This is a genomic window from Nocardia pneumoniae NBRC 100136 (assembly GCF_000308755.1).
GTDB classification, from domain to species: domain Bacteria; phylum Actinomycetota; class Actinomycetes; order Mycobacteriales; family Mycobacteriaceae; genus Nocardia; species Nocardia pneumoniae.
Genome location: NZ_BAGF01000040.1, coordinates 134,583 through 159,533 on the forward strand (window position 1 = coordinate 134,583; position 24,951 = coordinate 159,533).

Consider the following 24,951-nt stretch of genomic DNA (forward strand, 5'->3'; position numbering starts at 1 on the left):
CTGTGTTCTCCTCGGCACCGTCGGGCGTGCTCCCTCGAGCTTAATGGGCGCGGCGGGACGAGGTCCGTCGCGTGCGGACCGGGCGGACCGAAGACCGGGATGGCCGCATGAAAGGCGTTCCTGATGCAGTCCGCGCCCCGCAGCGTGCGGGAGGTGCGAAACCCGAACCGACTGAACGGAGGGCGTAGCCGGGCCAAGTCCGTCCGTCGCCCGCGCCGAGCGGAGGCCGGTGGAGCCCGACGAGGTAGGTGAAGGTCGGGCCACCGATTGTGGTGGCTTGCCGGTGCGGCGCGGGCTGGAGATAGTCGGTCATGCGTTGTGGACGGATCATGGCGGGGGTGGCGGGCGTCGTGGTCTCGATGACGGTCGCGCTGGGCGGGCGCGCCGACGCGCGGGTGGGTGACGCGCCAGGGACCGTGACGGATCTGGTGGAACTGGCCGGGCGATTGCATGTGCGGGGAGCCGTGACGGCCGAGCGCTTCACCTATTGGTCGCGAGGTCCGCGCGGGCCGATGCAGAGTACGGGCGTGCTGTATCTGCCCGAAGGCAGCCCGCCGCACGACGGGTGGCCGATCGTCGCCTACGCGCACGGCACGTCGGGCATCGCCGATCAGTGCGCGTTCACGCTGCAACCGCGGGACTACTACCTGACGTCGGTGTACCCGGATCTGCTGCGCGCGGGGTACGCGGTCGTGGTCTCCGATTACGTCGGACTCGGCACGCCCGGCGTCCATCCCTACCTGGACGGACCGGCGCAGGCGCGGAGCATCATCGACGGCGTGCGCGCCGCGCGCGCGGTCGCCCCCTCCCTCGGCACGCGCTGGGCGGTGTTCGGTCAGTCCCAAGGCGGGCATGCGGCGCTGTTCACCGCCCAGCTCGCGCCCGGTGACGCGCCGGAGCTCGAGTTACGCGGCGCGGCCGCCACCGGGGCGCCGTCGAATCTGGATCTGGTGGTTCCGCTCGCCGGGCCGTGGCTGCCGCGGCTGCCGCTGCAGAAGACCACCGCCTACTTCGGCATGCTGCTGGCCGGGCTGAGCTCCAGCGCACCGGAACTCGATATCGACGGGTATCTGACGCCGGTGGGCCGTGACGTGCTGCGGATCGTGGAATCGGAGTGTGCGGTCGAGGCCGACGCGAAGGTGTCCGGAATCGGCATCGGGGCCATGCTGTCGCGGCCGCTGGAGGATCCGGCACTGCTCGCCGCACTGCGCGCGATGCTGCGGGTGCCGACGAGCGGTTACTCGGTGCCGCTGTTTCTCGGCCAGGGACTGACGGACCTGGAGGTGCCCGCGCCGCTGACGCTGGAACTGATCGCGCAATTGCATTCTGCTGGAACCGATCTGCGTGTGGGCTGGTACCCCGGCGATCATCTGGGTGCGGCCCGCGAAGCGTTTCCCGACGCGCTCGCATTCCTGCGCGCGGTGCTGGATCGGCGCTGAGTTCGCGTACTCAGCGCCAGAGCGAGCGGCAGGGTAGCCTGCGCAGGTCGGGTCGAACATCGCCGTCAACGGTGACGGTGAGCCCGGCGTGCACGGCGGCCGAGGTGAACTCCCACGCCTCGGTCCGGGTCGCCGCGTATTCGAGGACCAACGCGTCCTCGGGGGTGCGTCCGTCGAAGTAGACAGTGATCCGCCGGGTCGGCGTCTCCTGGGTGTCGTCGCACGAGGTGCCGTCCATGCCACCGTCTCCTTCCGGTACGGCGCGGCAGCCGCGCCGTACCGACTGACGGTAGAGGGCCGCCAATGCTGAGAACATGTACCAGGTTATCGGCTGGAAATGTCACAGATCGGGCACCCGGCGGTGGGGTACAGTCACGAGCCGGGGAGTGTCGCGGCTACCGGCTGTACGCCCCAAACTTGTGAACTGTCAACATGTTCGCGGTGCAAGGGTGCCTTACGCGGGTCATGTTGTCGAGGATGATCACAGCGTTGGACGATTCAGGAGGCACACGTTCGATGAGTCAGGACCCACGTTCGCTGGGTAGGGGAGTGGGGCGACGACGTCTCGCACGTGCGATCGGCGCGATGGCCGCGGGCCTGGCGCTGGTGGTGAGCATGGCCGGTGCGGCAACCAGCGCGCCGTTGTACCCGGATCCGGATCCGGATCCCTTCTACCAGACACCCGCGGACATCGCCGACCGCAAGCCGGGCGATGTCATCGCGACCAGGGTGATGCCACCGTTGGCGATCTTCCCGGAGACCACCGTGACCGTGGTGCGGTTCCGGTCGACCAGCTCGGAGGGGAAGCCGATCGCCGCGACCACCACGGTGCTCACCCCCAAGTCGCACCGTACCGACGGCCCGCTGCTGTCGTTCCAGCACATCATCAACGGGCTCGGCTCGGAGTGCTCGGTCTCGCGTGTCCTCTACACCGGTGACCCGAACCTGATCGTGCGGGAAGCGCCGGGCTGGAACGTGCTGCTCGCCAGGGGCTGGAGCGTCGCGCTGCCCGACCACCTCGGGCCGAACTTCGCTTACGGCGCGGCCAAACTCGGTGGCCAGATCACTCTCGACGGCATCCGCGCCGTGAAGCAGGTCGCCGAGCTCGGGGTGCAGCGCAGCCCCGTGTCCATGGTCGGATACTCCGGCGGCGGTATGGCGACCGCGTGGGCGGCGGCTCTGCAACCGAAATACGCGCCCGAGCTGGACATCGCCGGCGCGGCCATGGGCGGTGTGCCGATGAACCTGGTGAAGATGCTCGAGGGACTGGGGCTGAACGCGCATCCGGTGTTCGGGCTCGCGCTGGCCGCGGGCTTCGGGCTGGAACGGGAATATCCGCAGCGCTTCCCGCTCAGCGACCAGCTGAACGAGCGGGGCTTGGCCGCTCGCGCGCAGATCGCCAACAGCTGCACCAACGACATCCTGGCCGCGGGCGCGGGCCGCGGTGCGCTGGACTTCGCCAAGACGACATCGATGATGAACGACAACACCGCGCGCGCGGTCGTCGAGGAGAACAGCCTCGAGCTCTACGACGGTGTCCCCAAGACGCCGGTGTTCGAATGGCACTCGCCGATCGACGGTCTGATCCCGATCGACGCGGTGGTCAACACCGACAAGCGGTGGTGCGCCGCCGGTGTCAAGGTGCAATCCGAGCAGATCCCGGTGCCCGACCACCTGACGGCAGCGGTGCTCGGCATTCCGGCGGCACTGGGTTGGCTGGACGCCCGTTTCCGAGGGGAGCCCGCACCGAGCAACTGCTGATCGACCGAACGCGACGACCGAGCCGGACCCGTTGTCTCCACACGGGTCTGGCTCCGGTTGTTGCGATATGGATACGCGACAACACAACTCGAGGCATTCCCGCCTCGAGTTGCGGGTACTGACGTAGCCTGACGTCCTGGCTCCCGGTCCGACAGGGGAGATGCGGGGGTCGAAAGCCGTAACGCCCGGGTGCCAGAGGAATTAGTCGTCGCACCCAAAGGCGTGTGCCATGAGATATCTGCCTGCCGTTGCGGTCGCATTGCTCGTCGCCGGTTCGGTCCTGGCGGGCCCTGCCGCCGCGGAGCCTACGCCCGCGCCGCCGCTGCCCGACGTGTCCGGCGTGTACCCGCCGCCCGGTGGGCTGCTGCCCGAGTTGCAGCAGTTCATCGATCGGGTGATCCCACCACCGCCGATCGCGCCGCTGCCGGAGCCGAGTTCGCCTACGCAGCAGGCCACCACATTGACGCCGTCCCTGGCGGCGCTGCGCATGGCCACTATGCCCGCGCCCGTCGGTGACCCGATGTTCGATCTGCGTCCCGCGAACCTCGACGAGCTGATCGAAGGGCAGGTCATCGATGTCCGCGATGTCAGCGCGACGACCGCGCCGCTGATGCTGCTGCCGATCCAGCGGGCCTTGCTGGTGAAGTACCGCACGACCGATGCGCACGGCGCGCCGTCGTACGCCACGGCCACGCTGGTCGTCCCCGCGGCGGCCTGGCCGGGCCCGGGCCCGCGGCCGGTGGTGGTGAACAACTTGCCGATCGACGCACTCGGCCGTGTCTGCACCCCGGGATACACCCTCGCCCATGGGCTGCACCCGGACACCAGCGTCACCGACTTCGTGCCGCCCACGACGCACGTGGCGGCGCTGCGCGGATACGCCGTGCTGATCCCCGACCACGAGGGTCCGTCGATGGCCTACGCCGAGCCGATCGTGGCCGGTCACGCGGTGCTCGACGCGATCAGGGCGGTCCGTGGACTGCTGCCGGAGGAGTTCGGCGCCAGCAAGTTCGGCATGGCGGGCTATTCCGGCGGAGCCATCGCCACACACGGGGCGGTGAAGCTGATCGCCGGTTACGCACCGGAATTGGCGGAGGTGATCGTTGGCGCCGCGCTGGGCGGGGTGCCCGCCGACTACGAGATCCTGGCCCGCAGCATGAACGGGAATCTCGCCTCGGCGGTGTTCATGGGCGCGGTGTTCGGGATCGGCCGCGAGCGACCGGAAATCCTGGCCAGGATGAACAATCTCGCCCAGTGGGTGGCGACCTCGCCGGTGAAGGACATGTGCGGCAGCAGTTACGGACTGGCGGGCCTGCTGATGCTGCCGATCGATGTCGCGGCGAACTACCCGGACCCGCTGCACTCGGCGCTCGCCGCGGACGTCTATCGGGTGACCAGGATGGAAGGCGTGAAATCGGCGGCTCCGCTCTATATCTATAACGGGGAGCAGGAGTTCTGGATCCCGGCCGAGGGCGCACGCAACCTGTACTGGGAACAGTGCCGCCTCGGCGTGCCAGCTGTGTACCGTAGTGTTCTCGGTGAGCACATCATCGCGGGGGCGCTCGGTTACCCGGAGGCCATGGTCTGGTTGGACGATCGGCTGCGCGGGGTCGAGGCTCCCGACGAGTGCTGACCGTGTGACGGCACCGGGGGAGTTATCCGGTAACGCGGTGGACCGGACCGGGGGGTGAAGCAGATTTCGCGAGAGGGCACATGAACGACAGCACGACCACCGCGTCCGAGCAGGCAATGGCATTGGTGGGTCGGCATTACCGCTTGACCGACCACTACGAGGTGGGCCGAGAGAAGATCCGTGAGTTCGCGCGAGCGCTGCAGGACGGCCATCCGGCGCACTGGTATGAAGACGCCGCCGCGGAACTGGGCTTCGACGGGTTGATCGCGCCGCCGACCTTCTCCTCGATCATCCTGCTGCTGATGCAGCGCAAGATGTTCGAGACCGTGCTCACCGGCTACGACCTCGGCCAGGTCTTGCAGACCGAGCAGTCCATCCAGGTGCACCGCCCGATCATGGCAGGCGACCAGCTGCGATGCGACTCCTACATCGAGTCGTTCCGGCAATTCGGTGACAAGGACTTCATGGTCACCAAGAACGTGCTCACCAACCAGCACAAGGACGTGTTGCAGACCGCCTACAGCACCGCGGTGGCGCAGACCGGCGTGGATCTCGCCCCCGATCTGCGCGCCACGGTCGACGGTGTGATCATGACCGGGCAGTCCACGGCCGACCGGTCGGCCGCGGCGGCCACCCGGGCGATCGATGAGGACGCCGGTCTGGTCGAGTGCTTCGACGAACCGGCACAACCGGATTCGTCCGACCAGCCGCGGACACCGCGGTCGATCGTTCCTTTCGAGGAGTTGTCCGTCGGCATGACGCTCGCCCCCCGAACGACACGGCTCACCCGCGGGGATCTGGTGAATTATGCTGGTGTAACGGGTGATTCGAATCCGATCCATTTCAGCGACCCGGTGGCGCGCAGCGCGGGCCTGCCCGACGTGGTCTCGCACGGACTGCTCACGATGGGGCTCGGCGCCGGGTATCTCACGTCGTGGCTCGGTGATCCAGCCGCCGTGGCGAAGTATGCGGTTCGGTTCGCGTCGTTCGCACCGGTACCGGCGACCACGGCGAGTGCGATCGAATTCAGCGGCCGGGTCAAGGAATTGGATCCCGACAGCCGCAGCGCCACCATCGCGCTGACCGCCACGTCCGAGGGGCGCAAGCTGTTCGGGCGCGCGACGGCGACGGTGCTGTTGCGCTGACCGCTCCCAGCGGCAGCTCGTCCAGGCGGGCGGCAGGCGCCGGTTCCCCTTCGCTGTGATGTCCCGAAGACCACGGGTTGGGATGGGTGATGTGGGCCCCGGTGCCCCAGCCGATCGCTCGATCGAGCGACCGGTGTAGACCAGTGCGGAATCGATCAGGTACTACGTCGACTGCGGGTGTATTCGATTGCATCCCAGCATGCCTCAGTATTGCCGTCCGATGATCTTGCGGATGTGCTTGCACCTGCGAATACGCGCCGATTCGACCGGGTTGGTGCTGGAGTGTGGCGAACGCACATGGGAGACTCGAAACATGCGTGCTTCGGTAGTGCGGCCTCGAACTGAAAACATCACTCGCGCAACGGCTCCGGCCGTCGAAGGTGGACCGACCGTTCTGCGGATGATTCTGGGCGGCCGGATGCGACGGCTGCGCGAGGCTCGCGGCATTTCGCTCGAGGAGGCGGGCGAGGCGATTCGCGGTTCGCATTCCAAGATCAGTCGCCTCGAGCTGGGCCGGACCGGGTTCCGGGAACGCGACCTGGTCGATCTGCTGCACCTGTACGGGGTCACCGACGAGGAGGAGCGCGCCGAGTTCAAGCGACTCGCCGCGCAGGCCAACACCTCGGGGTGGTGGCAGAGCGACTCCGATTGGCTGCCGAAGTGGTTCGACACCTATCTCGGGCTGGAGCAGGGAGCGCAGCTGATTCGCTGCTACGAGCCGCGGGTGATACCCGAGCTGTTGCAGACTCCCGACTACGCGCGCGCCCTGCTCGTGCTAGCCCATCCCCATGAGGACGAGGAGGCGATCGAGCGGCGTGTGGCCTTGCGCATGCGCCGCCAGGAAATCCTGAGCAGACCCAACCCGCCGCAGCTGTGGCTGATCCTCGAGGAGGCGGCGCTGCGGCGCAGGATCGGCGGATCGCAGGTGTGGCTGGCCCAGCTCGACCATGTGCTACGGGCCGCGGACGCGCCGAACATCACCGTGCAAGTGCTTGCCGATCACGTCGGCGGCCCCGCGCTCGCCGACGGGGCCTTCACCATGTTGCGCTTCGCCGAGGCGGATCTGCCCGACATCGTCTACCTCCAGCAGCTCACGGGTGCGCTGTATCTGGACAAGCAGGCCGATCTCGCCGCCTATCGCGCGGTGGCGAACCTGCTTTCGGTCCACGCCGCGCCACCGGAATACACCAGAGAGCTCGTCGCGGCACTGCGCGAGCGCCAACCGGAGACCATGGATCAACCGTCGGGCGCCGCCTGACCGGATGCTCCGGCGCACCAGGAATATTCGCGGGTACAAGGCCTTTCGGCCATAGCTGAGGACCGGCGCCCGTGGCACACTCGGGAGATGCCTCCTTCGAAGGTGCGACAGGCTACGGATTTCGGCTCCGGTGACCATCCCGGGGCCGGCGGCGGGCCCACGGTCCTCCGGATGATGCTGGGTGGTCGTCTGCGCCGCCTACGCGAGGACCGCGGCCTGACTCGCGAAGCCGCGGGCGAAGCCATTCGCGGGTCGCATTCGAAGATCAGCAGGCTGGAACTCGGCCGCACCGGCTGCCGCGAGCGTGACCTGGTGGACCTGCTCGACCTCTATCGGGTGACCGACCCCGACGAGCGGGAGCGGTACCTGGAGCTGGCCAGGCAAGCCAACGCCTCGGGCTGGTGGGCGCGCGACAACGACTGGTTGCCGAAGTGGTTCGACACCTACCTGGGTTTGGAGCAGGCGGCGCGGTTGATCCGGGGCTACGAGCCGCGAGCGGTGCCCGAACTGCTGCAGACGCCGGCGTATGCCCGCGCGGTGCTCGGCCTGGCCCATGCGAGTGAGTCGGCGGCGTCGATCGAGCGTCGCGTCGCACTGCGTATGCGCCGCCAGGAGATCCTGTCCGGGCCGGAGCCCCCGCAGCTGTGGATGATCATCGAGGAAGCCGCGCTGCGCCGCAGGATCGGCGGCTCCACCGTCTGGCGTGCCCAGATCGAGCACCTGCTGCGGGCGGAGGCGCGGCCGAACATCACCATCCAGATCCTGGCCGACCACGTGGGTGGGCCCGCACTGGCCGATGGCGCCTTCACCGTGTTGCGTTTCGCCGAGGCGGACCTGCCCGACATCGTCTACCTCCAGCAGTTGACCGGCGCGCTCTATCTGGACAAGGTCGCCGATCTGGACGCGTATTACGCCGTGCTGAACCAGCTTTCCGTACTCGCGCCGCCGCCGGAACACTCCCGACGACTACTGGAAGCGATGCGTGACGGCGCCCCGCCGACCGTCGACGAACCAGGAATCCGCGCGCAAGCCTGACAGCGTCCGTCCATGGCGACACGGCGCGGCAGTGCGTGCTCGTGCGGGGAGTGGGCCAGGCCACAGCAAAGTATTGTCCCAATGGGACAATAAGGGGTAGGCTGAATTCATGAGCGACGACGGAGTCGGTCTGGACGGTCGTCGGCTGCGCACTCGCCGCAGTCGCGAGGCGCTGTCGCGCGCGGCGTTCGATCTGCTCACCGAGCGGGGGCTCGACGCGGTCGCGGTCGAGGACATCGCGGTGCGGGCCGGTGTCACCCGACGCACCTTCAGCAGGCATTTCGCCTCCATCGAGGAGGCCATTCTCGGCGATGTCGATCAGGACGTGCACCTGTTCAACGAGGCGCTGTGCCGTCGACCGCCGTCCGAGCCGCCCTTGGTCGCCTATCGCAACGCCGTCCACGACTGGCTCGCCACCGAGTACGGGGGCGCCCGCGCCGCGCTGTTGGCGCGGCGCTGGGCACTGTTCCAGCGTTTCGAGGACGAGCCCGAGCTGTTCGCCGGTTACCAGCGCATCCGCATCGACGGACAGCGCGAATCGGTCCGGATCATCGCGGCGAGGCTGGGGGTGGATCCGCAGACGGATCCACGCCCGGCCGCCGCCGTCGCCGCCGGTGCGGGCATGTTGCTCGCGGCGTTGCAGAGCTGGGCGGCGGGCCCGGACCCGATGGGCCTGCCCGGCCTCGTCGAAGAGTTCTTCGACACCCTCCTCACCCTCACTGCCGAATTCCGTTCCGAGGAGTCACCGTCATGTCTACCGGGTCGGTGAGCATCTACCGCCGGACGTGCCGACGCGTCGGGCTGGACCGAAATCCCCTGCGCCGCAGGGAAGACCGCCTGCAAACCGGGCTGGCCGCCGTGCTTGTCCTGGTGTTCTTGATCGTCGTTCCCGTGCTGGCGGTCACCGTCGGCGGCACGATCTACCGCGTGGAAACGGCAGCGGTGCAAGCCGAGACGGTCCGGCTGCACCAGGTCGACGCCACCGTGATCGAGGTCGGAAAAGCCCCGCTGTACGCGCCGGTCGTGCCCGCGCGAGTGTCCTGGAAGGACGCCGAAGGCGTGACACACACGGCCGACTATCAGTCGACCACGGTCGTGGAGCCCGGTTCCACCGTGTCGATCTGGTTGAACGAAGGCGGGGTCATCGTGGAGCCGCCGTCCTCGACCCAGGCCGCCAGCAAAGCGGTTCTGCTCACCGCGGGCGCGCTGTGCGGTGTCTCGGCCGTGCTCGGGGGTAGCTACTGGCTGGTGCGCCGCGGCCTGGACCGGCGGCGCCTGCGGCGGTGGGAATCCGAATGGGTGGCCGCGGATCTCACCTGGGGGCATGGCTGAGCCCGAGTGCGGCGTGCCCGCCGAGCGAGGGTAGGGACCCGCGCAGCGGGCACGTCGCGTGCCGGGCCACAACGCGGCGAACGAGGGGTCCGGCACTGCTGCGACGGTAAGGCATGGGTGAGCGGGTTCGCCCGTTGCGGCGCCCATCATCGGAGATCCCACTAATGTCGCCTGGTTACGTTGTGAGACAACCTAACCCGGCTGCCCGCGAACGCCGGATGAGGGCGCCGCGCCGCGGCTTGTGTGATGTCCCAATCGCGGTGATGGGTGCCGATGAACCCTCCCGAGGGCGTGCACGGGCACTTCTCAGGGCGGTCGAGACGGCTCTAGGGTGACCACGACGCAGCGCCGGAATGCGCGGTCGGCGCTGCGTCGCATACCCCGACCACCCGAGGGCCGCGACGTAGATCGCCATATTTCCGAATGGCTCGAGTGCTTGTGATCCCGCCCAACACGTAGGGCGGTCCCTGATGAGTTACCTGATTCGAACCCGCATATCTCGATTTCATCACGATCGGTCGCTAACCTTCGGTAGGCATGACGGGCAGGCAGCCGAGAACGAGTACCGAGATGTTGACATCGAAACTCGTCGCACATCTGGCCGAGCACTCCGGCCACGACGCGTCCGGCGATGTGGCGACCGCCGCGCGGAACTGTTTGGCTACGGCCGTCGAACTCCTGGCTCCACGCACGTCGACGACGGAAACGCGGCCTCCCGAGATCGCCGGATTCGCGGCACGCTGGGCGCGCGAGGGTATCGCGCTGGAAACGGTGCTGGGCGCATACCACGACGAAATCAGAAACGGACTGGAATTCCTCGCCGACCAGGTCGCGGACGAGCGGGCGGATTATTTTCTCGCCGGCGCGCGGCTGGCGGTCCGCGTGCTGGAAATGGTGACCCTGGCCGCGTCGACCGCCTACGTCGACGAGCATCGCGCGGTCGCCCGGGAACATCAGACCGCCGCTCAGACGCTGGTCTCGGCGTTGCTCGGGGGGCAGGCCGTCGGCGAGCTCGCCCGCGAGACCGGCATTTCGATCGCGCGGTCCTACCAGGTGGTGGCCTTGGGCATTCCGCCGCACCCGGACGAGCGAAGACCCGGCGCGGGCGCGCTCGCCGCCCGCCGCAAGCTCCGCCGCGTCCAGGCCGCGCTGGCCGGTCCGCTGGGCTCCCGTGCGCTGTCGGTGCTGTCCGCCGCGGGCGGCACGGTGCTGGTGCCCCTGGATGACCCGCTCGCCCGCACCGGACCCTTCAGCATGACCGACGAGGTACTGGCCATGGTCGGCGACGCCGCCGAGGTGCCGTTGACCGCCGCGGTCGCGACCGGCCGGACCGCGCGCATCCCCGAACTCGCCGGTCGCGCGCACGATCTCCTGGACCGGCTGCGCGCGGCGGGTGGACCACCGGGGTTGTACCGGGTGGCCGAACCGGACGATATGAACATCGTCACCGCGCCCAGCGATCACGTAATTGGACGCTCGGCATGACTATTCGTCCGCTATTGTCGACTGTGCCCTGTTGTCGAGGGTGAGCTAAGGAGTGCGAGTGACCACCGCGTTGTCCGATCGCCATATTCCGCGCGAACTCGAGCCCGCCGCCGAACACACATTCACCGACCACCCCGAGACCTGGAATCCGCACGATTACGTGCCGTGGGATGATTGCCGCGAATTCACTGTGGCGGGTCGCGTTGATCAGGGGCTCGGTCGATCCGCACTTCCGGACGCACCGCAGAGCGCGATTATCACGAATCTGTGCCTGGAAGACGGTCCGGCGTCCTATCACCGGGAGATCTCGGAGTACTTCGCCCTCGGCAGTGTGTGCGCTGCTCAGGTCGATCAGTGGAGCACCGAGGAGAACCGCAACACGGACGCGGTGGCGCGGCTCACCTGGCCGATCGCGGAGCGCACCGACTTCTCCGGCGAGGGCGCCCGCGCCCGCGTGGAATCGCAGGCGGAATGGGCCGCCGCGGCGCGATGAGGATGCGCGGACCGATCACCGCGGCGATGGCGGTCATCGCCGCGGTGGCCGCCGCGCCTGTGCTCGCCGATCCGGTGACGCCGACCCCGCCGACCCCGGCGGTACCGCCCCCCGCCGTCGACCCTGGGATGACCCGGACCGGCTTGATCTCGATCGAGAAGATCGCGCCGCGGCGCGAACGCCTGGCGATCGCGTCGTCGGCAATGCGCCGGATCATCACCGTCGACGTGCTGCGCGGCAGTGGCACGGGGCCACGGCCGGTGCTGTATCTGCTCGACGGGGTCGACGGCGACGCCACCTCCGCTTGGCTGACCAAGGGCGACGCCGCGGAGTTCTTCGCGGACAAGCCGGTCGACGTCGTGCTGACCGGCGGCGGCACCGGCAGCATGTACAGCGACTGGATTCGCCAGGACACCGCGCTCGGCCTCAATCGCTGGGAGACCTTCCTCACCACCGAGCTTCCGCCCATCGTGGAATCGCTGCTGCGCACCGACGGCCGCCGCGCGATCGCGGGGGTGTCGATGGGAGCGCAGGCGGCGATGATGCTGGCGCAGCGTCATCCCGGCTGGTATCGGGCTGTTGCCGGGATGAGCGGCTGCTACTCGACGTCCGACCCGCTCGGCCACGCCGTCACCACCATCACGGTGGCCTCGCGCGGCGGCAACGTAGACAACCTCTGGGGGCCGCCGACCTCACCGGAATGGGCCGCGCACGACAGCCTGCTGCACGCGGAAGGGCTGCGCGGCACCGGGATCTACCTGTCGGCCGCCACCGGCCTGCCCACCGGCGCCGACCTCGTGGCGGTCGCCAACTCGCCGACGATCGCGGAGGCACTGCGCACCGCGGGTGGTGGCGCGGCGCTGGAGGCGGGCGCCCGAGCGTGCACCGAGCGGTTCGCCGCGCGGCTGGCCGAACTGGAGATCCCGGTCACCGTCGAGTACTCTGCCGCCGGAATGCATACCTGGCCCGATTTCCAGGCTCAGCTGCCGAAGATGTGGCAGGTGCTCGCGCCCGCGCTCGAGGTTCCCGAGTCCTCGTGAGGACGCGCGGAATCTCCGCCGTGCGGCGGCGTTGACTTCGGTATGACATCGGCCCTGTCCTCGGTTCGATTCTCCGTGCTCGACCGCTCGCGTGTCCGGCGCGGCCAGAGCCATCCGGCCGCGCTGCGCGAGACCGTCGAGTTCGCCCGGCTCGTCGAGCAGTGGGGGTATCACCGCTTCTGGGTGTCCGAGCACCACAGCGTGCCCGGCGTGGCCGGTTCGGCGCCGACGGTGCTCGCGGCCGCCGCGGCCGCCGCGACTTCCCGGATCCGGATCGGCACCGGCGGCGTGATGCTGCCCAATCATCAGCCTCTGGTCGTGGCCGAGCAATTCGGTGTGCTGGAGTCGCTGTATCCGGGACGTATCGATATGGGCCTGGGCCGGTCGGTGGGTTTCACCGACGGCGTGCGGCGGGCACTCGGGCACGACAAGCGCGATGCCGAGGACTTCGACGCCCAGCTCGCCGAGCTGCTGGCGTACTTCGCCGAGGGCAGCCGGGGCGTGCATGCCTGGCCCGCGCAGGGACTGAGCGTTCCCGCCTTCCTGCTGGCGACCGGGTCCGGCGCCGCGCGTGCGGCCCGGTTCGGGCTGCCGCTCGTGATCGCCGCGGCGGGCGGCGAGGACCGCATGATCGAGGCCATCGAGCGTTATCGCGCGGATTTCCGTCCCGGAGTGGCGGGTGCGGAACCCTACGTGGTGGTCTCGGGATCGATCGTCATCGCCGACACCACGGCACAGGCACATCGTCTGCTGCTGCCGGAGGCATGGTCCGCCGCGTACGCGCGCACCCGCGGCGAGTTCCCGCCTCTGATCCCGCCATCGGACATCGAGACGCGCACCATGACCGATCGGGAACGCGCGATCTTCGACGAGGGGCTGCGCGGGCATCTGTACGGCACCGAGGACGAGGTGGCCGAACAACTGGAGCGGCTGGTGACCAGGACCGGTGCCGACGAGATCCTGGTGCATACCAGTACCTATGACCGCGCCGCCCGCTTGGCATCGCACCGCAGGCTGGCGCTGCTCACCGGCATGCTGCGTGATCCCGCCCGGGTCGACGGGCCGGGTGTGGGCCGGGCCGACGCGGCGGCATGATCAGATGGTGGCCCGAATCGCTTGTGGAAAGCGCACTTCGGCCGCTGCATAGCCGAACATCCTGCGACCTTCGGCCCGTGCGTCCACCGCGATGGTCGCCCGCCGCCTGCGCGGATCAATGGAGGTGACCCGGCCGCGGAACTCGACCGTCCCGGTCGCCAAGGGGGGAACGCGCAAGTAGTGCGTGTTGTGCGCGAACTGCGCGCGGAAACGGGTGAGCGCCGTGGGGTCGCCGAGCCAGGCACTCACAAACGAAGCGGCCAATCCCAGCTTCAGCATGCCGGGTGCGACCACGGTCGGCAGACCGCTGGCAACGGCGATTCGTTCGTCGAAGAGTACCGGATTGGCGTCTCCGGTCACCCCGGCGTAGTTGACCAGGTCGCCACGAGACAAGCGCACGGTTCGCGGCGGCAGTTCCGTGCCCACCGCGAGGTCGGCGAAATCGACTCCCGGCTGCGGTATCCGGCGTGTGGGCGCTGGTGCGAGACAGTCGGCCGCGTGCGGGACGACCGCCTCGGTTCGGCCCTGCCGGGTCGGGGCAGAGGACATCGCGACAGTGCGTAGCGCCTCGGCCAGCCTCGGATCACGACCGCCGACGCGTGCCAGCAAGGCGCTGGAGCCGGTCTGCACCACCATGCCGTCCTGGTCGACGAGCACGCTCTTGATCGCGAGCACGTCGTAGTCGCCGAAGTGCCGGAACGATTCGAAGTAGACGTCACAGGTCAGGCGGTCCCCGGCGACCAGCGGTCTGCCGAAGTCGAATACCTGGTCCGCGTGCAGAATCCGAGTCGGCTCGTACCCGGTGATCAGCGAATCCATGATTTCCCGATGCACTCTGGTGAGAATTATCGAGCTGAACGTCGCCGGCGCGACGAGTCCGGGAAATCCCAGCTCGGCCGCGGCGGCCTCGCTCCAATGCGCCGGGTGGTAATCCTGGACGGCGCGGGCGAATTCCCGGATCTTTTCCCGTTCCACCTGGTAGGGGACGGCGGAACGATAACGATGGTCGACGAGTGCCCTCGCCTGATCAGCCGGATTCACGGCGGTCTCGTTCATGGTTGCTCCTGTATTGCGAAACGGTGCTGGTCGGCAGGCTCCGGTCCGGCGAGGGGGTCGTGAAAGAAGCCATCCCGCGGTCGATATGGTCGGTGGCGACCGGCACGGCGTCGCGCGAGCGCCGACGCGCGTGTTGCGAATCATGCTGGCGGACATGAGATCTCCAAGTGGTTAGCCATCGGATGGCCACCGACGGCGAAGTGCGAGTTTATCCATGATGCCTCCGCGCGCCGATGCGGAACCGTGATCGCTTGGTGATTTGGAGGATTCACCGTTTCGCCGCGGTGTTTTTGTGCTGGCTTCCCTATCGCCCCCAATACCGGGAATTGTCGTCGCATTGTGGCGTATCCCTAGGCCCCGAAAAGGCATTCGTGAGGTCTCCAGATCCGATCGTTCCGCGTAGGCGGTCGCGTTGGGCGGTTCTAGCGTTGGCGCAGTTTCGGTGCCGTCGACCCGCAAGAACGGCACCGTCCCTCGAACATCGTGGTTTGCAGGAAGGCATGTAATGAAACGAAGTACCTACGGGCGCTCGTCTCTCGCGGCGGTGCTGCTGAGCGTGTCGGTGCTCGCTGTCGGCTCGACCGGCGTCGGTGCGAACGCGGCGCCGCAGGAGCGGCCGACCGAGCAGACGCTCGCGGACTACATCGCGGCCGGTCGCAAGGCCGCGCCGGTCGCCGACTCGGGCAGCGCGGGCACCGGCTCGGCGTGCACCTCGGGCAGCGGCGCGGGATCCGGCAACGGTTCCGGAGACTGCTACGGCGGGTCCGGCAGCAGCTCCGGGTCCTCCGGCGGATACGCCAGTGACACCGTGGGTTATGGCCCGCCGATGACGTCGTGGCTGGCCGCGTTCGGTTACGGGCTGACGCATCCGGACGTCGCCCCGCCCGGCGCCAACGACTGGAACTGCAAGCCGACGGCCGAGCATCCGCGCCCCGTGGTCATGGTGCACGGCACCTGGATGAACGCCTACAACGGCTTCGCGTACATGGGCCAGCCGATCAAGGACGCGGGCTTCTGCACGTTCACGTTCAACTACGGCCGGTCCGATCTCCTCGAAGGAGGCGGTCTCGGCTCGGTGCTCCCCGGCGTGATGGGCACCGGCTATATCCAGGATTCGGCCAAGCAGCTGGCCACGTTCGTCGACCGGGTGCTGGCCGCGACCGGCGCGTCCGAAGTGGACATCGTCGCCCATTCCCAGGGTGGTTCGATGTCGAACTGGTACACCAAGTTCGAGGGTGGCGCCGCCAAGGTGAAGAACCTGGTCACCTACGGCGCCACCCACCACGGCACCAGCCTGATCGGGATCGGCGCGCTGGGCCGGGCGATCAACAACTTCGGTATCGACATCCTCGGCTTCATCGAGATCTTCGTCGGCCACGCGGGCATCCAGCAGACGGTCGGCTCGGACTTCGTCAACAAGCTCAACGAGAACGGCGACACCATTCCCGGTGTCGACTACACCATTGTCGGCACCCGCTACGACGAGATCACCAACCCCTACGACCTGACCTTCCTGAAGGCGGCGCCTGGCGTGTCGGTGCAGAACATCACCCTGCAGGACGGATGCGACCAGGACGTGTCCGACCACCTCACCATGATGTACTCGCCGCGCGCGCTGTCCATCGCGCTGCGCGCGCTGGATCCGGCTGGTCACCCGAACCTGGAGTGCACCTTCAACCCGTGGCTGATCGGCGGTGGCGGCTCGCTCTGATCACCCGATAGAGCTGCCTTTGTCGCGCGGCGCGCATGTGCCCGACTTCGCGCCCGCTCGACGGAGGCACGGCCGCCTCGCGCTCGCTGCTCGCCGGACAGGATCCCCTCGAACCCGCCCCTGTCCCGGCGCGCACATCCCGGCGCGCGGCGGTGAGCCCACCGAGCGGACCTTCGCACCCACCGCTCGGTGGGCACCGGGATGTCGACCCCGTCAACGCGGCCGAACCTGCCCGGTCACCTCCTGACGTCGATGGGAGGATCGTGCAAGCGCACGCGAGCATTGTTCTATCGTTTCCGCAGGTCAGGGTGCTTGAATCAATCGTCCGTAGCCACTACACCCGATTGATTCGAAAGGGCGTTGAATCATGACCCGCCGTCTGCACCGAACTGTCGCACTGGTCACCGGAGCTTCCAGCGGTATCGGTCGTGCGACCGCGTTGGAGCTTGCCCGCCACGGTGCGGCGGTGGCCGTGGTCGGCAGGCGGGAGGACCGGCTGGCCGATCTGGCCGCGGAGATCACCGGCGCGGGTGGCCGTGCCTTGGTCGTGCCCGCTGACGTCACCGATCCGACTGCCGCCGCGGAGGCGGTCGACAAGACGGTCGCGGGCCTGGGCCAGTTGGACATCCTGGTCAACAACGCTGGCCTCATGCTGCTCGGACCCGCCCCGGGCGCGGATCTGGAGGACTGGCGGCGCATGGTCGACATCAATCTCATGGGCCTGATGTATTGCACCCACGCTGCTGTTCCGTACTTGGTCGAGGCCGCTGCTCAGGAACCGCGTCGGGTCGCCGACATCGTCAACATCGGCTCGCTCGCCGGTCGTGGCGCGTTCGCCATGTCGGCGGTGTACTGCGCCACCAAGTTCGGGGTCGGCGCGTTCAGCGAGGCGCTGCGCCAGGAACTGGCACGCCAGCACGTACGCGTGTCCGTGGTAGAGCCCGGAAGCGTCGACACCGAACTGCGCGACCACAACGATCCCGCCGTTCAACAGCAGATCGCCGCCGCCTTCGGCAGCATCGACCGGCTCCAGAGCCAGGACATCGCCGATACCGTCGGCTATATAGTCACCCGCCCTCGACACGTGGCCGTCGGCGAGCTGCTCGTACGTCCCACCGAGCAGATCTGAATACCACCAACCGACTCCGCCGCGAGAGGATCAATGATGAATCAGCATGGGTTCACGCTGGCTGCTGCCGACACATCGTTCACTGCGTCCAACATCACCGTCATGGTGTGTCTGCTGCTGACGGCGGCCATAATCGTCGCCGGAGCCGGTCTGCAGCTGGTACAGGGAGCCAGCGGGGGCGATGCGACCGCAGACCACATCCACCGCTTCATGGCAGGGGTCTACATCGGCTGGGCACCCATGTTCCTCTGGGCGGGGATCACCATCCGCGATCACGAAAACGGTCCGCTGATCTATCTGTTGGCCGTGCCGATCTTTCTCGGGTTCGCCGGGCGGGTGCTCTCCCTGGCCCGGAAAGGCCTTCCCATCCGGCCGGCGGAATTCCTCTCCTTCGCCGCCCTGGAATTTGTCCTCGGATGCGTCATCGTCATCGCACACGCGCTGGGATGAGCGAGGGGCAACGCGCTCTACCTGGGAATTGTTCATCCCGGCGCACTAAACTCCGGCTCATGCTGCTCGACGAGCTCTGCGTGTTGCTGGCCCGCCACGCACGAGACGACGGGGCAACGACTATCCAGGACCTGCTGGTCGGGCGGGAGGAGTCGGTACTGCCCGCACCACCGTCCATGGCCGGTACACGCATGACGCTGATCGCCCAGGGCGCGAAACGCCTCGCGTACGGCGAGCAGGTGTACGACCACCGTGCCGGGCAGTACCTGGTGGCCTCCACCGCCGTACCGCTCGAGTGTCGTTTCCTCGAAGCCACCCCGGAACGGCCGGTGTTGGGACTGTGCCTGTTGCTGCAGCCCTCGCAGGTCGCCGAGATGCTCTTGCAGGCAGGCGCAGGCACCTTGCCGGACAACGACACCGCGGCTCCCGCTGTCGCCTTCAGCGTCGCGTCGCAGGAACTGCTCGACGCCGCCGTGCGACTGGTCCGCCTGCTCGACCAGCCGCGTGATCGGGACGTGCTCGCACCGCTGATCAAGCGGGAGATTGTGTGGCGATTGCTCACCAGCGAGCACGGCGCGGTCGTCCGCCGGATCGGCCTGTCCGACCCCAGACTCTCGCCGATCGCCAAAGCCGTGCAATGGATCCGGGAAAACTATCGAGAGCCGTTCCAGGTGCAGGACCTGGCCCAGCTCACCGGCATGAGCTCCTCCGCCTTCCACCGGAATTTCCAGGCCGTCACCCGCACGACGCCCATCCAGTACCAGAAAAAGATCAGACTCAACCAGGCCCGGCTTCTCCTGGCGGCAAACCCCAAAGACGTCGCCAATATCGGATACCTCGTCGGATACGACAGCCCGTCGCAGTTCAGCCGAGAATACCGCCGCCTTTTCGGCGCACCCCCCAGCCAGGACGCGATCATCTTCGCCACACGCAGCGCCGACGAAAACCCCCTCACCGGATAGGTCACGGATATGGACAACCCCTTCGGCCCGGTAGGCGCAGCACGCTACGTACTGCTGACCAGTTTCAAAAAGGACGGGTCACCGGTCGCGAGCCCTGTGTGGGCCGCACTCGGCGACGGCAAGCTGTACGTCGCGTCCAACGCCGACTCCTGGAAGATAAAACGCATCCGCCGCAACCCAGCTGTCACCTTGCAACCGTGCAGCCTCCGAGGCAAAGCGCACGGCGAAATCGTCAACGCCACCGCCGTCGTGCTCGACCAAGCCAGCAGCGACGCGGCACGCCGTCTGATCCGGCGACGCTACGGGATTCAGGGCTGGATCGCCACGCTCGGCAGCTGGTTGCGGCGCGGCCGCAGCGACACCATCGGCATCGAGATCACCGCAGCCTGACCCCGCGCAGTTTCTTGTGCCGCGTCCCCAGCAGGACCGGGTCGATTCGTGAGGTGCCCAGTGCCCAGACCCATCGAACCAGGAAGGTGCGCGTCTTCCGCTTGGGAGTGTCGGGTGAGTTGCCGGTGGAAGCCGGGCTGACACAGTGCAATACGGCCCCTTCCGCGATCCGGTGCCCACGCGGCTGGGCGCGCGCTGAAGCGTTGCGCACTCGGCGTTGCATCAGCAGAGCGGCGCGGCCGAGTGGACAGGTGAGCCGCTGCCGCATGTCCATCGAACAGCGGATACTCCCGGCGATATCGCTGAACCGCGTTTACTTCCCCCGGGTTCATGGATGATGATCCCGATGGGTCGACGGCGGCTGGAATGTCGAGGCTGGTATGGAACTGATCATCGCGGTGACATCGGACGATATCGATGAATTGCGTTCTCTGGAAGAGGAATTGGTCGATGTCGACGAACTGCGCGGTGCAGTTCGGCGTCAGGCGGCCCCGCTCGGTGAAGGTGAACTCGGCGCGGTGGAGGAGGTGCTCATCGTCGCATTGGGCCAAGGTGGTGCGGCAGCTGTCGCCGGCGCATTGGTCACCGCGGTCGTCGCTTGGATACGCACGCGACCCGCATCGGTGGTGGTGAAGATGACCGGTGCGGACGGATCCGCTCTGGAGGTGGACGCCCGGAACATGAGGGGGCTGTCGCCAGAGCAGGTGATGCAGCTTTCCAGCGACTTGGCAACGCGATTGGATCCTGGTCGCGACCCTGGCCGATGACCGACCCGCGCGGACTCGCGGCTGAGGGTGCCCGTGTCCTGCTGGTGGGCACCGGGCACCACTCGGGAACCGAATTGCCCTCGATTCCTGCGATACCGAGGTCGGTAGACGCGTTGGCAGCTGCGCTTGTCGATCGGTGCGGCGCGAATCCGGATGCGATTCGCGTTCTTCATGATCCCGCCGACCCGACAGAATTCGGCTCCGCTGTCACCGAGGCGGCAAGAGAGGCGACCAGCGTGCTGTTCGTCTACTTCACCGGGCACGGTCTGATCGGTCCGGATCGAGAGCTGTACCTCGCGACCACGAGCACCATCAGCCTGGTCGACGAACTCACCTATCGAGCACTGTCCTACGCGACTGTGCGCGAGGAGGTGAGGAGGTCGAAGGCTCCGACAACGGTGGTCGTACTGGATTGCTGCTTCGCGGGGCGAGCGAGTGGTGCCCCCAGTGCGACCGCCGCTGATCCATTCATCGCGACCGCGGTGCGCGGCGCCTACGTGATGTCCGCGGCGGCGCGCAGCGAGGCCGCCTTGGCGAAGCCCGGCGACACGTACACGGGATTCACGGGAGAACTGTTACGGCTGCTCGAGACCGGAGATCCGACGCGTCGACCATGGTTGAGCCTGGCCGACGTCTACGAATGCCTCGATCGGCGGCTGCCGCAGCGCGGATATCCGCGCCCGCGACAGTTCGCCAGCGACTCGTCGGCTCAGTTGATCCTCGCACCGAACGTCGGTCTTGCGTCCGGCGCCGGAAAGGGCGGTGACAAGCCGCCACCTGTGGTGGCGGATGACGGCACGATCTGCCCCTATCGCGGATTGGAGCCGTACGAATCCGGCGACGCACGCTATTTCTTCGGACGTTCCGATGCGATCGACGAGGTAGTCGAGTCCATCGGCCGAAAAGTCGACGAGGGCGGCCCGCTGATGGTGCTCGGTCCCTCCGGGTCCGGAAAGTCCTCTCTGCTGCGCGCCGGCGTCGTCCCGAGGCTCGGGAAGGGGGTGCTGCCAGGATCGAGCGGCTGGCGGGTGCGGCTGTTCACACCGGATGAGCAGCCCCTGGCGCAGTTGGCCGCAGCGCTGGGGCTCGACGGAAACACTGAGCCACCCAGCGTTGCCGATCTGGTAGCCGCGGCACGAAATAGCCGTGGCCACGACAGCCGCACCATGTTGATCGTCGATCAGTTCGAAGAACTCTTCACCACCTCGAAGGAAGGCGAACGACGGGACTTCATCGTTGCGCTGTGCTCGGCGGCCGCGAAAGAAGGTGCCGGCGACAATGCGGTGGTCGTCCTCGTGTTGCGCGCCGACTTCTACAATCACTGCCTGGGGTATCCAGGACTGGTCACCGCTCTCCGTACGAGCACCAGCCTGGTGGTACCGATGACCGATGCCGAGCTGACCGAGGCGATCGAAAAGCCTGCCGAGGCCGAGGGTTTGATGGTGCAGCCCGAGCTGGTCGGCGTAGTGCTGCGTGAGTTGCGCGCCAACGACACCGAGCTGAACCCCGCCGGTGCCCTGCCCTTGCTGTCTTACGCGCTGATGCTGACGTGGGGCCGCCGCAGCGGGAAGAAGCTGACTGTGGCCGGATACGACGCCGAGGGCGGCATCCGGACGGCGATCAGCCGGCGGGCCGAGGAGATCTACGAAGCGCTGGATCCGGAAGCGCGCGAAGTCGCCCGGCGAGTGCTTCCTCTCATGGTCAATGTAGGTACCTCCGCCGACCACACCAGGGCCAAAGTGCCGCTGACCAGGTTCCAGCAAGGCGGCCCGGCCCGTGCTGTGCTGGACGCCTTCGCTCGAGCGCGGTTGGTGACCATAGACGCCGACAATGCCACGCTCGCTCATGAGGCGTTGCTGCGGGCATGGCCCCGATTGGGCAAATGGATCGACAGCGATCGAATGGACCTTGTTCGCGGGCAGCAGATCCGAGACGCGAGCCTGCGATGGGAGTTGCTGGACTTCGATCCGGGAGCGCTGTACCGGGGCCGAGCCCTGACAGAGGCGCAGCTCTGGCGCGACGCTGACACACGCGGCCGAGAAATGACCGAGCTGGAGCGACGGTTTCTCGATGCCAGCTCCGCCGACGAGCATGAGCAGGCGCGCCGGAAGCGCGCGCAACGGGAGCGCGAACGCCTGCAGAACCGCAGACTGCGACGGTCGAACCGCTGGTTGAAAGTAGCGGCGGCGGTGCTGGTGATCGTTTCGATGGTCGCCGCGAGCGCCGGGGGAATCGCGGTCGATCGGACACAGGAATCACAGGCGTACGCAACCGAACTCCAGGAGCAGCTGCGAGTCGCAGCAACGCGGTTGCTCGTCTCGCAGGCCGATTCGGTACGTGCCACCGATCCGCGGCGGGCGCTTCAGCTCGGAATTGCCGCCTACCGCATCGAGAGTGATGCGGTAACTCGTGCGAGCCTGGCCGACGCGATCATGACCACATCGCTCATGGGAGCCATGCTCGGGCGGCCGATCGGGTTCTCCGGCGACGGCACCCGAGCGCTCACTGTCTGGAGCGGCATGAGCGGTGACGACAGAAACAGGGTCATGTCTTGGCCGCTCGGCGGTCCGGCACCGGCACACGCGGACGGCGAATGGGAACTCGTCGGGACCGAGCAACTTACCGAAACAGCACTCAGTTCAGATGGCCGTGTTCTCGTCACCGCAGAGGCGCACGGCGGGTTGCGGATATGGGATCTCACCGACCCCAGGCACGGCCGCCCGATCGGTCCGGAGTTCGGCGACGATGAACCGACCGAGGCGGCCGCACTGAGTTCGGACGGTTCGCGCCTGGTGACCGGGACCAGGAAGGGGATGGTGAGCTACTGGGATCTCAGCGACCCCACCAGGCCGCGGCGGCTCGGCGATCCGGTGCCGGTCGACGCGCCTGTGCAACACCTGACCCTGCGCTCCGACGACCGCCTGCTGCTGGTCGGGGTAGGCAACGATCCGCCGCGGGTGTTCCAGGTCCCGACGGTGGGGCGGCTACAGATGTTGACCACTATCCCGCTGTCGCTGCAGCGCCCGTACAACGACCTTCTCGATCCGAACCAGGTCACCGGCATCGACATCAGCGCTGACGGTCGGCTCGCGGCGATATGCGCGACAGGGGGCTGTCAACCGTGGGATATATCCGATCCTGCGCGCCCGGCGCCGCTCGGTGGCCCGCTTGCCGGAGCATCCGCTGCGACCTTCAGCCCGGACAGTTCGATTTTGGCTGTGCACGCCGGTAAGGGCGCTGTCGAACTATGGGACGTAACAGGAACGGTACTGAAGCGAACGGGGACCACTCCCGCCGGAAGCGAAGTCGGGGACCTGCTATTCGCGCCGGATGGACAGCGACTGGTAGTCCGAGAAACGTGGCAGCGCTCGACGCTGTGGACGATGCGACCACTGCAATGGGCGGTGGCGCGACAGGCTGAGTCGGCTGTGGGAGCGTCAGGCAAGGCATTGGCTTCGGCCGGGCTCTGGGTGGCGACCAACGGACCTGCGAATCAGGTCCTTCTGTGGACCACAACCGGAGAACCGCTCGCAACGTTGAACACCGGCGCCGAGGACGGAGTTACTGCGCTCGCAGCCGACGAAAGCGGCACACTGCTGGCCATCGGCGGAGGGCGCCCACCTGACAGTGCGGTGATCGAGATTTGGAATGTCGCAGACCCGCGGCATCCGTCGCGTCTGGCGACACCACGTGGCGGAACCCTCCGGAGGATCACCGGTCTGACGTTCACGACCGACGGCGCCCGACTGCTGGTGTCCGACCCCGAGTATGTCGTGGAATGGGACATCAGCACAGCCGAACTCGCCATTACGATGGGCAACCCTTGGCCGTACTACCACCGTCCGATCGCTGTCAGCCTGCCGGCACGCGCGATGGCGCGCATCAAAGCAACAGACCTGGTAGGCGAGAGTCCCATCGGGGGCCAGATCGAGTTGTGGCCTGCGGACGGGGTCGGCCCGATCGCAGGCAGCGGCGCCTACGAACTATCTGGTCCTGGTTCCGAAGGGTCAGTTGTCGCGTTCGACCCGGCAGGTCGAACCCTGGCCGTCGGAGGAATGGATGGCACATTGACCCTGTGGGAACCGCTACGCGACGATAAATACCGGCGCTACGCGCACAGGCGCAGCCTGCCGATGCCCGCGCACACATCTCCCGTGTCAGCGATCGGCTTCGACCCCGATGGCCGGATCGCGATGACTGCCGGATTCGACGGCACGCTGTCGGCGTGGTTCATCAGCGACAACGGACCGCTTCGGCTGGGCGGCTCGATCCAAGCTCACAACGGTGAGATCACACGCCTCGCGTTCAGCGCGGATAGCCGGACGCTGTACACCATCGGCGCAGACAGCACCCTCCAGCGCTGGGATCTCAGCCGCCTTGTCGACCTGCTCGACAACCCGACTTCTCTCGCATGTCAGCTGGCAGGTGGAGGAATGGATCGCGAAACGTGGAACACGTTCGTGGTCAACCAGCCATACCGTGAGACCTGTAACTGAACAGTTCGAAGCCGCCAACCCGCGGCGTGGGACGTCGCGCTCACAGCGGCCGCGTGCGTGCCGCGCGGGCGGTGCGCCAGTCACGGCGCGGCAAGACGACGCCCGGACACGATTTCTGAGGCATACTGCCAAGTTTTGTGTCCCGAGGGGGCACATGCGCTAACCACAGAGATCGACCTGCGGAAACCCGGCCACGGTGACATCCTGCGCGAGCAGATCGGGGCCGATGGCGGTGTCCCTGCGGCCCGGTCACTGCCCGATCGTCCGAATCCTC

Annotated in this window: 22 protein-coding genes; 19 read left to right on the top strand and 3 right to left on the bottom strand. The window is 67.6% G+C overall.

Translation table 11 applies throughout. The annotated features are described in order from the left end of the window. The first annotated feature begins 329 nt into the window (after nucleotides 1-329). Nucleotides 330-1,439: a lipase family protein gene (locus ON34_RS11480; protein WP_245547986.1), complete on the top strand. Its 1,110-nt coding sequence runs from the start codon at nucleotides 330-332 to the stop codon at nucleotides 1,437-1,439. 10 nt (nucleotides 1,440-1,449) lie between these two features. Here ON34_RS11480 and ON34_RS11485 read toward each other — a convergent pair whose 3' ends face one another. Beyond that, a complete protein-coding gene (locus ON34_RS11485; RefSeq protein WP_040778110.1) occupies nucleotides 1,450-1,677 on the bottom strand; it encodes a hypothetical protein in 228 nt (75 codons plus the stop codon). Between the two features lie 347 nt (nucleotides 1,678-2,024). Between ON34_RS11485 and ON34_RS11490 the strand changes: the two genes are divergently transcribed. The 11 genes from ON34_RS11490 (at nucleotide 2,025) to ON34_RS11540 (ending at nucleotide 13,716) form a co-directional block, all read left to right on the top strand. Beyond that, nucleotides 2,025-3,200 (top strand): lipase family protein, encoded by a 1,176-nt coding sequence (locus tag ON34_RS11490; RefSeq protein ID WP_040778455.1) that lies wholly within the window; start codon nucleotides 2,025-2,027, stop codon nucleotides 3,198-3,200. A 229-nt stretch (nucleotides 3,201-3,429) separates the two neighbouring features. Then, nucleotides 3,430-4,833, top strand: a complete 1,404-nt coding sequence (locus ON34_RS11495; RefSeq protein ID WP_040778112.1) for a lipase family protein — start codon at nucleotides 3,430-3,432, stop codon at nucleotides 4,831-4,833. 80 nt (nucleotides 4,834-4,913) lie between these two features. Beyond that, complete coding sequence (locus ON34_RS11500) at nucleotides 4,914-5,978, top strand: fused (3R)-hydroxyacyl-ACP dehydratase subunits HadA/HadB (RefSeq protein WP_040778114.1); 1,065 nt, start codon at nucleotides 4,914-4,916, stop codon at nucleotides 5,976-5,978. A gap of 313 nt (nucleotides 5,979-6,291) precedes the next feature. Then, complete coding sequence (locus ON34_RS11505) at nucleotides 6,292-7,236, top strand: Sco1979 family transcriptional regulator (RefSeq protein ID WP_040778457.1); 945 nt, start codon at nucleotides 6,292-6,294, stop codon at nucleotides 7,234-7,236. Between the two features lie 87 nt (nucleotides 7,237-7,323). Further along, nucleotides 7,324-8,271: a Sco1979 family transcriptional regulator gene (locus tag ON34_RS11510; protein WP_051022387.1), complete on the top strand. Its 948-nt coding sequence runs from the start codon at nucleotides 7,324-7,326 to the stop codon at nucleotides 8,269-8,271. A gap of 109 nt (nucleotides 8,272-8,380) precedes the next feature. Next, nucleotides 8,381-9,040, top strand: a complete 660-nt coding sequence (locus ON34_RS11515; RefSeq protein ID WP_051022388.1) for a TetR/AcrR family transcriptional regulator — start codon at nucleotides 8,381-8,383, stop codon at nucleotides 9,038-9,040. Continuing rightward, complete coding sequence (locus ON34_RS11520) at nucleotides 9,022-9,603, top strand: Rv1733c family protein (RefSeq protein ID WP_157172261.1); 582 nt, start codon at nucleotides 9,022-9,024, stop codon at nucleotides 9,601-9,603. Before ON34_RS11515 ends, ON34_RS11520 begins: the two co-directional genes overlap by 19 nt. Nucleotides 9,604-10,173: 570 nt before the next feature. Then, the gene (locus ON34_RS11525) at nucleotides 10,174-11,088 is read left to right on the top strand and encodes an RsbRD N-terminal domain-containing protein (protein ID WP_245547987.1); all 915 of its coding nucleotides are present in this window, start codon (nucleotides 10,174-10,176) and stop codon (nucleotides 11,086-11,088) included. Between the two features lie 58 nt (nucleotides 11,089-11,146). Beyond that, on the top strand, nucleotides 11,147-11,581 hold the full coding sequence (locus ON34_RS11530) for an acyl-ACP desaturase (protein ID WP_051022389.1): 435 nt from the start codon (nucleotides 11,147-11,149) through the stop codon (nucleotides 11,579-11,581). Nucleotides 11,582-11,583: 2 nt separating this feature from the next. Further along, the gene (locus tag ON34_RS11535) at nucleotides 11,584-12,621 is read left to right on the top strand and encodes an alpha/beta hydrolase (protein WP_245547988.1); all 1,038 of its coding nucleotides are present in this window, start codon (nucleotides 11,584-11,586) and stop codon (nucleotides 12,619-12,621) included. A 42-nt stretch (nucleotides 12,622-12,663) separates the two neighbouring features. Further along, complete coding sequence (locus ON34_RS11540) at nucleotides 12,664-13,716, top strand: LLM class flavin-dependent oxidoreductase (RefSeq protein WP_051022390.1); 1,053 nt, start codon at nucleotides 12,664-12,666, stop codon at nucleotides 13,714-13,716. Here ON34_RS11540 and ON34_RS11545 read toward each other — a convergent pair whose 3' ends face one another. Beyond that, nucleotides 13,717-14,772, bottom strand: coding sequence for a fused (3R)-hydroxyacyl-ACP dehydratase subunits HadA/HadB (locus ON34_RS11545; RefSeq protein ID WP_040778121.1), 1,056 nt, complete (start codon nucleotides 14,770-14,772; stop codon nucleotides 13,717-13,719). Nucleotides 14,773-15,277: 505 nt separating this feature from the next. On the opposite strand from ON34_RS11545, the gene ON34_RS11550 reads away from it, so the two are divergent. From ON34_RS11550 to ON34_RS11570, 5 genes are all read left to right on the top strand, one after another. Beyond that, nucleotides 15,278-16,483: an esterase/lipase family protein gene (locus tag ON34_RS11550; RefSeq protein ID WP_040778124.1), complete on the top strand. Its 1,206-nt coding sequence runs from the start codon at nucleotides 15,278-15,280 to the stop codon at nucleotides 16,481-16,483. Nucleotides 16,484-16,850: 367 nt separating this feature from the next. Further along, entirely contained in the window at nucleotides 16,851-17,612 is a 762-nt protein-coding gene (locus ON34_RS11555; protein WP_040778127.1) for an SDR family NAD(P)-dependent oxidoreductase, read from the top strand. A gap of 102 nt (nucleotides 17,613-17,714) precedes the next feature. Continuing rightward, the gene (locus ON34_RS11560) at nucleotides 17,715-18,062 is read left to right on the top strand and encodes a DUF4345 family protein (protein WP_157172262.1); all 348 of its coding nucleotides are present in this window, start codon (nucleotides 17,715-17,717) and stop codon (nucleotides 18,060-18,062) included. Between the two features lie 59 nt (nucleotides 18,063-18,121). Next, on the top strand, nucleotides 18,122-19,024 hold the full coding sequence (locus ON34_RS11565; RefSeq protein ID WP_040778132.1) for an AraC family transcriptional regulator: 903 nt from the start codon (nucleotides 18,122-18,124) through the stop codon (nucleotides 19,022-19,024). 9 nt (nucleotides 19,025-19,033) lie between these two features. After that, nucleotides 19,034-19,414, top strand: a complete 381-nt coding sequence (locus tag ON34_RS11570) for a PPOX class F420-dependent oxidoreductase (RefSeq protein ID WP_040778135.1) — start codon at nucleotides 19,034-19,036, stop codon at nucleotides 19,412-19,414. On the opposite strand, the gene ON34_RS11575 is transcribed toward ON34_RS11570, so the two are convergent. Beyond that, nucleotides 19,401-19,688 carry a hypothetical protein gene (locus tag ON34_RS11575; RefSeq protein WP_040778138.1) on the bottom strand — a complete coding sequence of 96 codons (288 nt, stop codon included), beginning with the start codon at nucleotides 19,686-19,688 and terminating at the stop codon, nucleotides 19,401-19,403. The two genes, ON34_RS11570 and ON34_RS11575, sit on opposite strands and share 14 nt — an antisense overlap. Nucleotides 19,689-19,794: 106 nt before the next feature. Here ON34_RS11575 and ON34_RS11580 point away from each other — a divergent pair, with 106 nt between their 5' ends. Both ON34_RS11580 and ON34_RS11585 read left to right on the top strand, forming a co-directional pair. Continuing rightward, a complete protein-coding gene (locus tag ON34_RS11580) occupies nucleotides 19,795-20,181 on the top strand; it encodes an effector-associated constant component EACC1 (protein ID WP_051022391.1) in 387 nt (128 codons plus the stop codon). Next, nucleotides 20,178-24,677 carry a caspase, EACC1-associated type gene (locus ON34_RS11585; RefSeq protein ID WP_040778141.1) on the top strand — a complete coding sequence of 1,500 codons (4,500 nt, stop codon included), beginning with the start codon at nucleotides 20,178-20,180 and terminating at the stop codon, nucleotides 24,675-24,677. The genes ON34_RS11580 and ON34_RS11585 overlap by 4 nt, the downstream gene beginning before the upstream one ends. Nucleotides 24,678-24,951: the final 274 nt, after the last annotated feature.

Coding starts and splice junctions, on each gene's coding strand:
- ON34_RS11480 (WP_245547986.1), top strand. CDS start 330: ATGGCGGGGGTGGCGGGCGTCGTGGTCTCGATGACGGTCGCGCTGGGC.
- ON34_RS11485 (WP_040778110.1), bottom strand. CDS start 1,677: ATGGACGGCACCTCGTGCGACGACACCCAGGAGACGCCGACCCGGCGG.
- ON34_RS11490 (WP_040778455.1), top strand. CDS start 2,025: ATGGCCGCGGGCCTGGCGCTGGTGGTGAGCATGGCCGGTGCGGCAACC.
- ON34_RS11495 (WP_040778112.1), top strand. CDS start 3,430: ATGAGATATCTGCCTGCCGTTGCGGTCGCATTGCTCGTCGCCGGTTCG.
- ON34_RS11500 (WP_040778114.1), top strand. CDS start 4,914: ATGAACGACAGCACGACCACCGCGTCCGAGCAGGCAATGGCATTGGTG.
- ON34_RS11505 (WP_040778457.1), top strand. CDS start 6,292: ATGCGTGCTTCGGTAGTGCGGCCTCGAACTGAAAACATCACTCGCGCA.
- ON34_RS11510 (WP_051022387.1), top strand. CDS start 7,324: ATGCCTCCTTCGAAGGTGCGACAGGCTACGGATTTCGGCTCCGGTGAC.
- ON34_RS11515 (WP_051022388.1), top strand. CDS start 8,381: ATGAGCGACGACGGAGTCGGTCTGGACGGTCGTCGGCTGCGCACTCGC.
- ON34_RS11520 (WP_157172261.1), top strand. CDS start 9,022: ATGTCTACCGGGTCGGTGAGCATCTACCGCCGGACGTGCCGACGCGTC.
- ON34_RS11525 (WP_245547987.1), top strand. CDS start 10,174: ATGTTGACATCGAAACTCGTCGCACATCTGGCCGAGCACTCCGGCCAC.
- ON34_RS11535 (WP_245547988.1), top strand. CDS start 11,584: ATGCGCGGACCGATCACCGCGGCGATGGCGGTCATCGCCGCGGTGGCC.
- ON34_RS11540 (WP_051022390.1), top strand. CDS start 12,664: ATGACATCGGCCCTGTCCTCGGTTCGATTCTCCGTGCTCGACCGCTCG.
- ON34_RS11545 (WP_040778121.1), bottom strand. CDS start 14,772: ATGAACGAGACCGCCGTGAATCCGGCTGATCAGGCGAGGGCACTCGTC.
- ON34_RS11550 (WP_040778124.1), top strand. CDS start 15,278: ATGAAACGAAGTACCTACGGGCGCTCGTCTCTCGCGGCGGTGCTGCTG.
- ON34_RS11555 (WP_040778127.1), top strand. CDS start 16,851: ATGACCCGCCGTCTGCACCGAACTGTCGCACTGGTCACCGGAGCTTCC.
- ON34_RS11560 (WP_157172262.1), top strand. CDS start 17,715: ATGGTGTGTCTGCTGCTGACGGCGGCCATAATCGTCGCCGGAGCCGGT.
- ON34_RS11565 (WP_040778132.1), top strand. CDS start 18,122: ATGCTGCTCGACGAGCTCTGCGTGTTGCTGGCCCGCCACGCACGAGAC.
- ON34_RS11570 (WP_040778135.1), top strand. CDS start 19,034: ATGGACAACCCCTTCGGCCCGGTAGGCGCAGCACGCTACGTACTGCTG.
- ON34_RS11575 (WP_040778138.1), bottom strand. CDS start 19,688: ATGGACATGCGGCAGCGGCTCACCTGTCCACTCGGCCGCGCCGCTCTG.
- ON34_RS11580 (WP_051022391.1), top strand. CDS start 19,795: ATGGAACTGATCATCGCGGTGACATCGGACGATATCGATGAATTGCGT.
- ON34_RS11585 (WP_040778141.1), top strand. CDS start 20,178: ATGACCGACCCGCGCGGACTCGCGGCTGAGGGTGCCCGTGTCCTGCTG.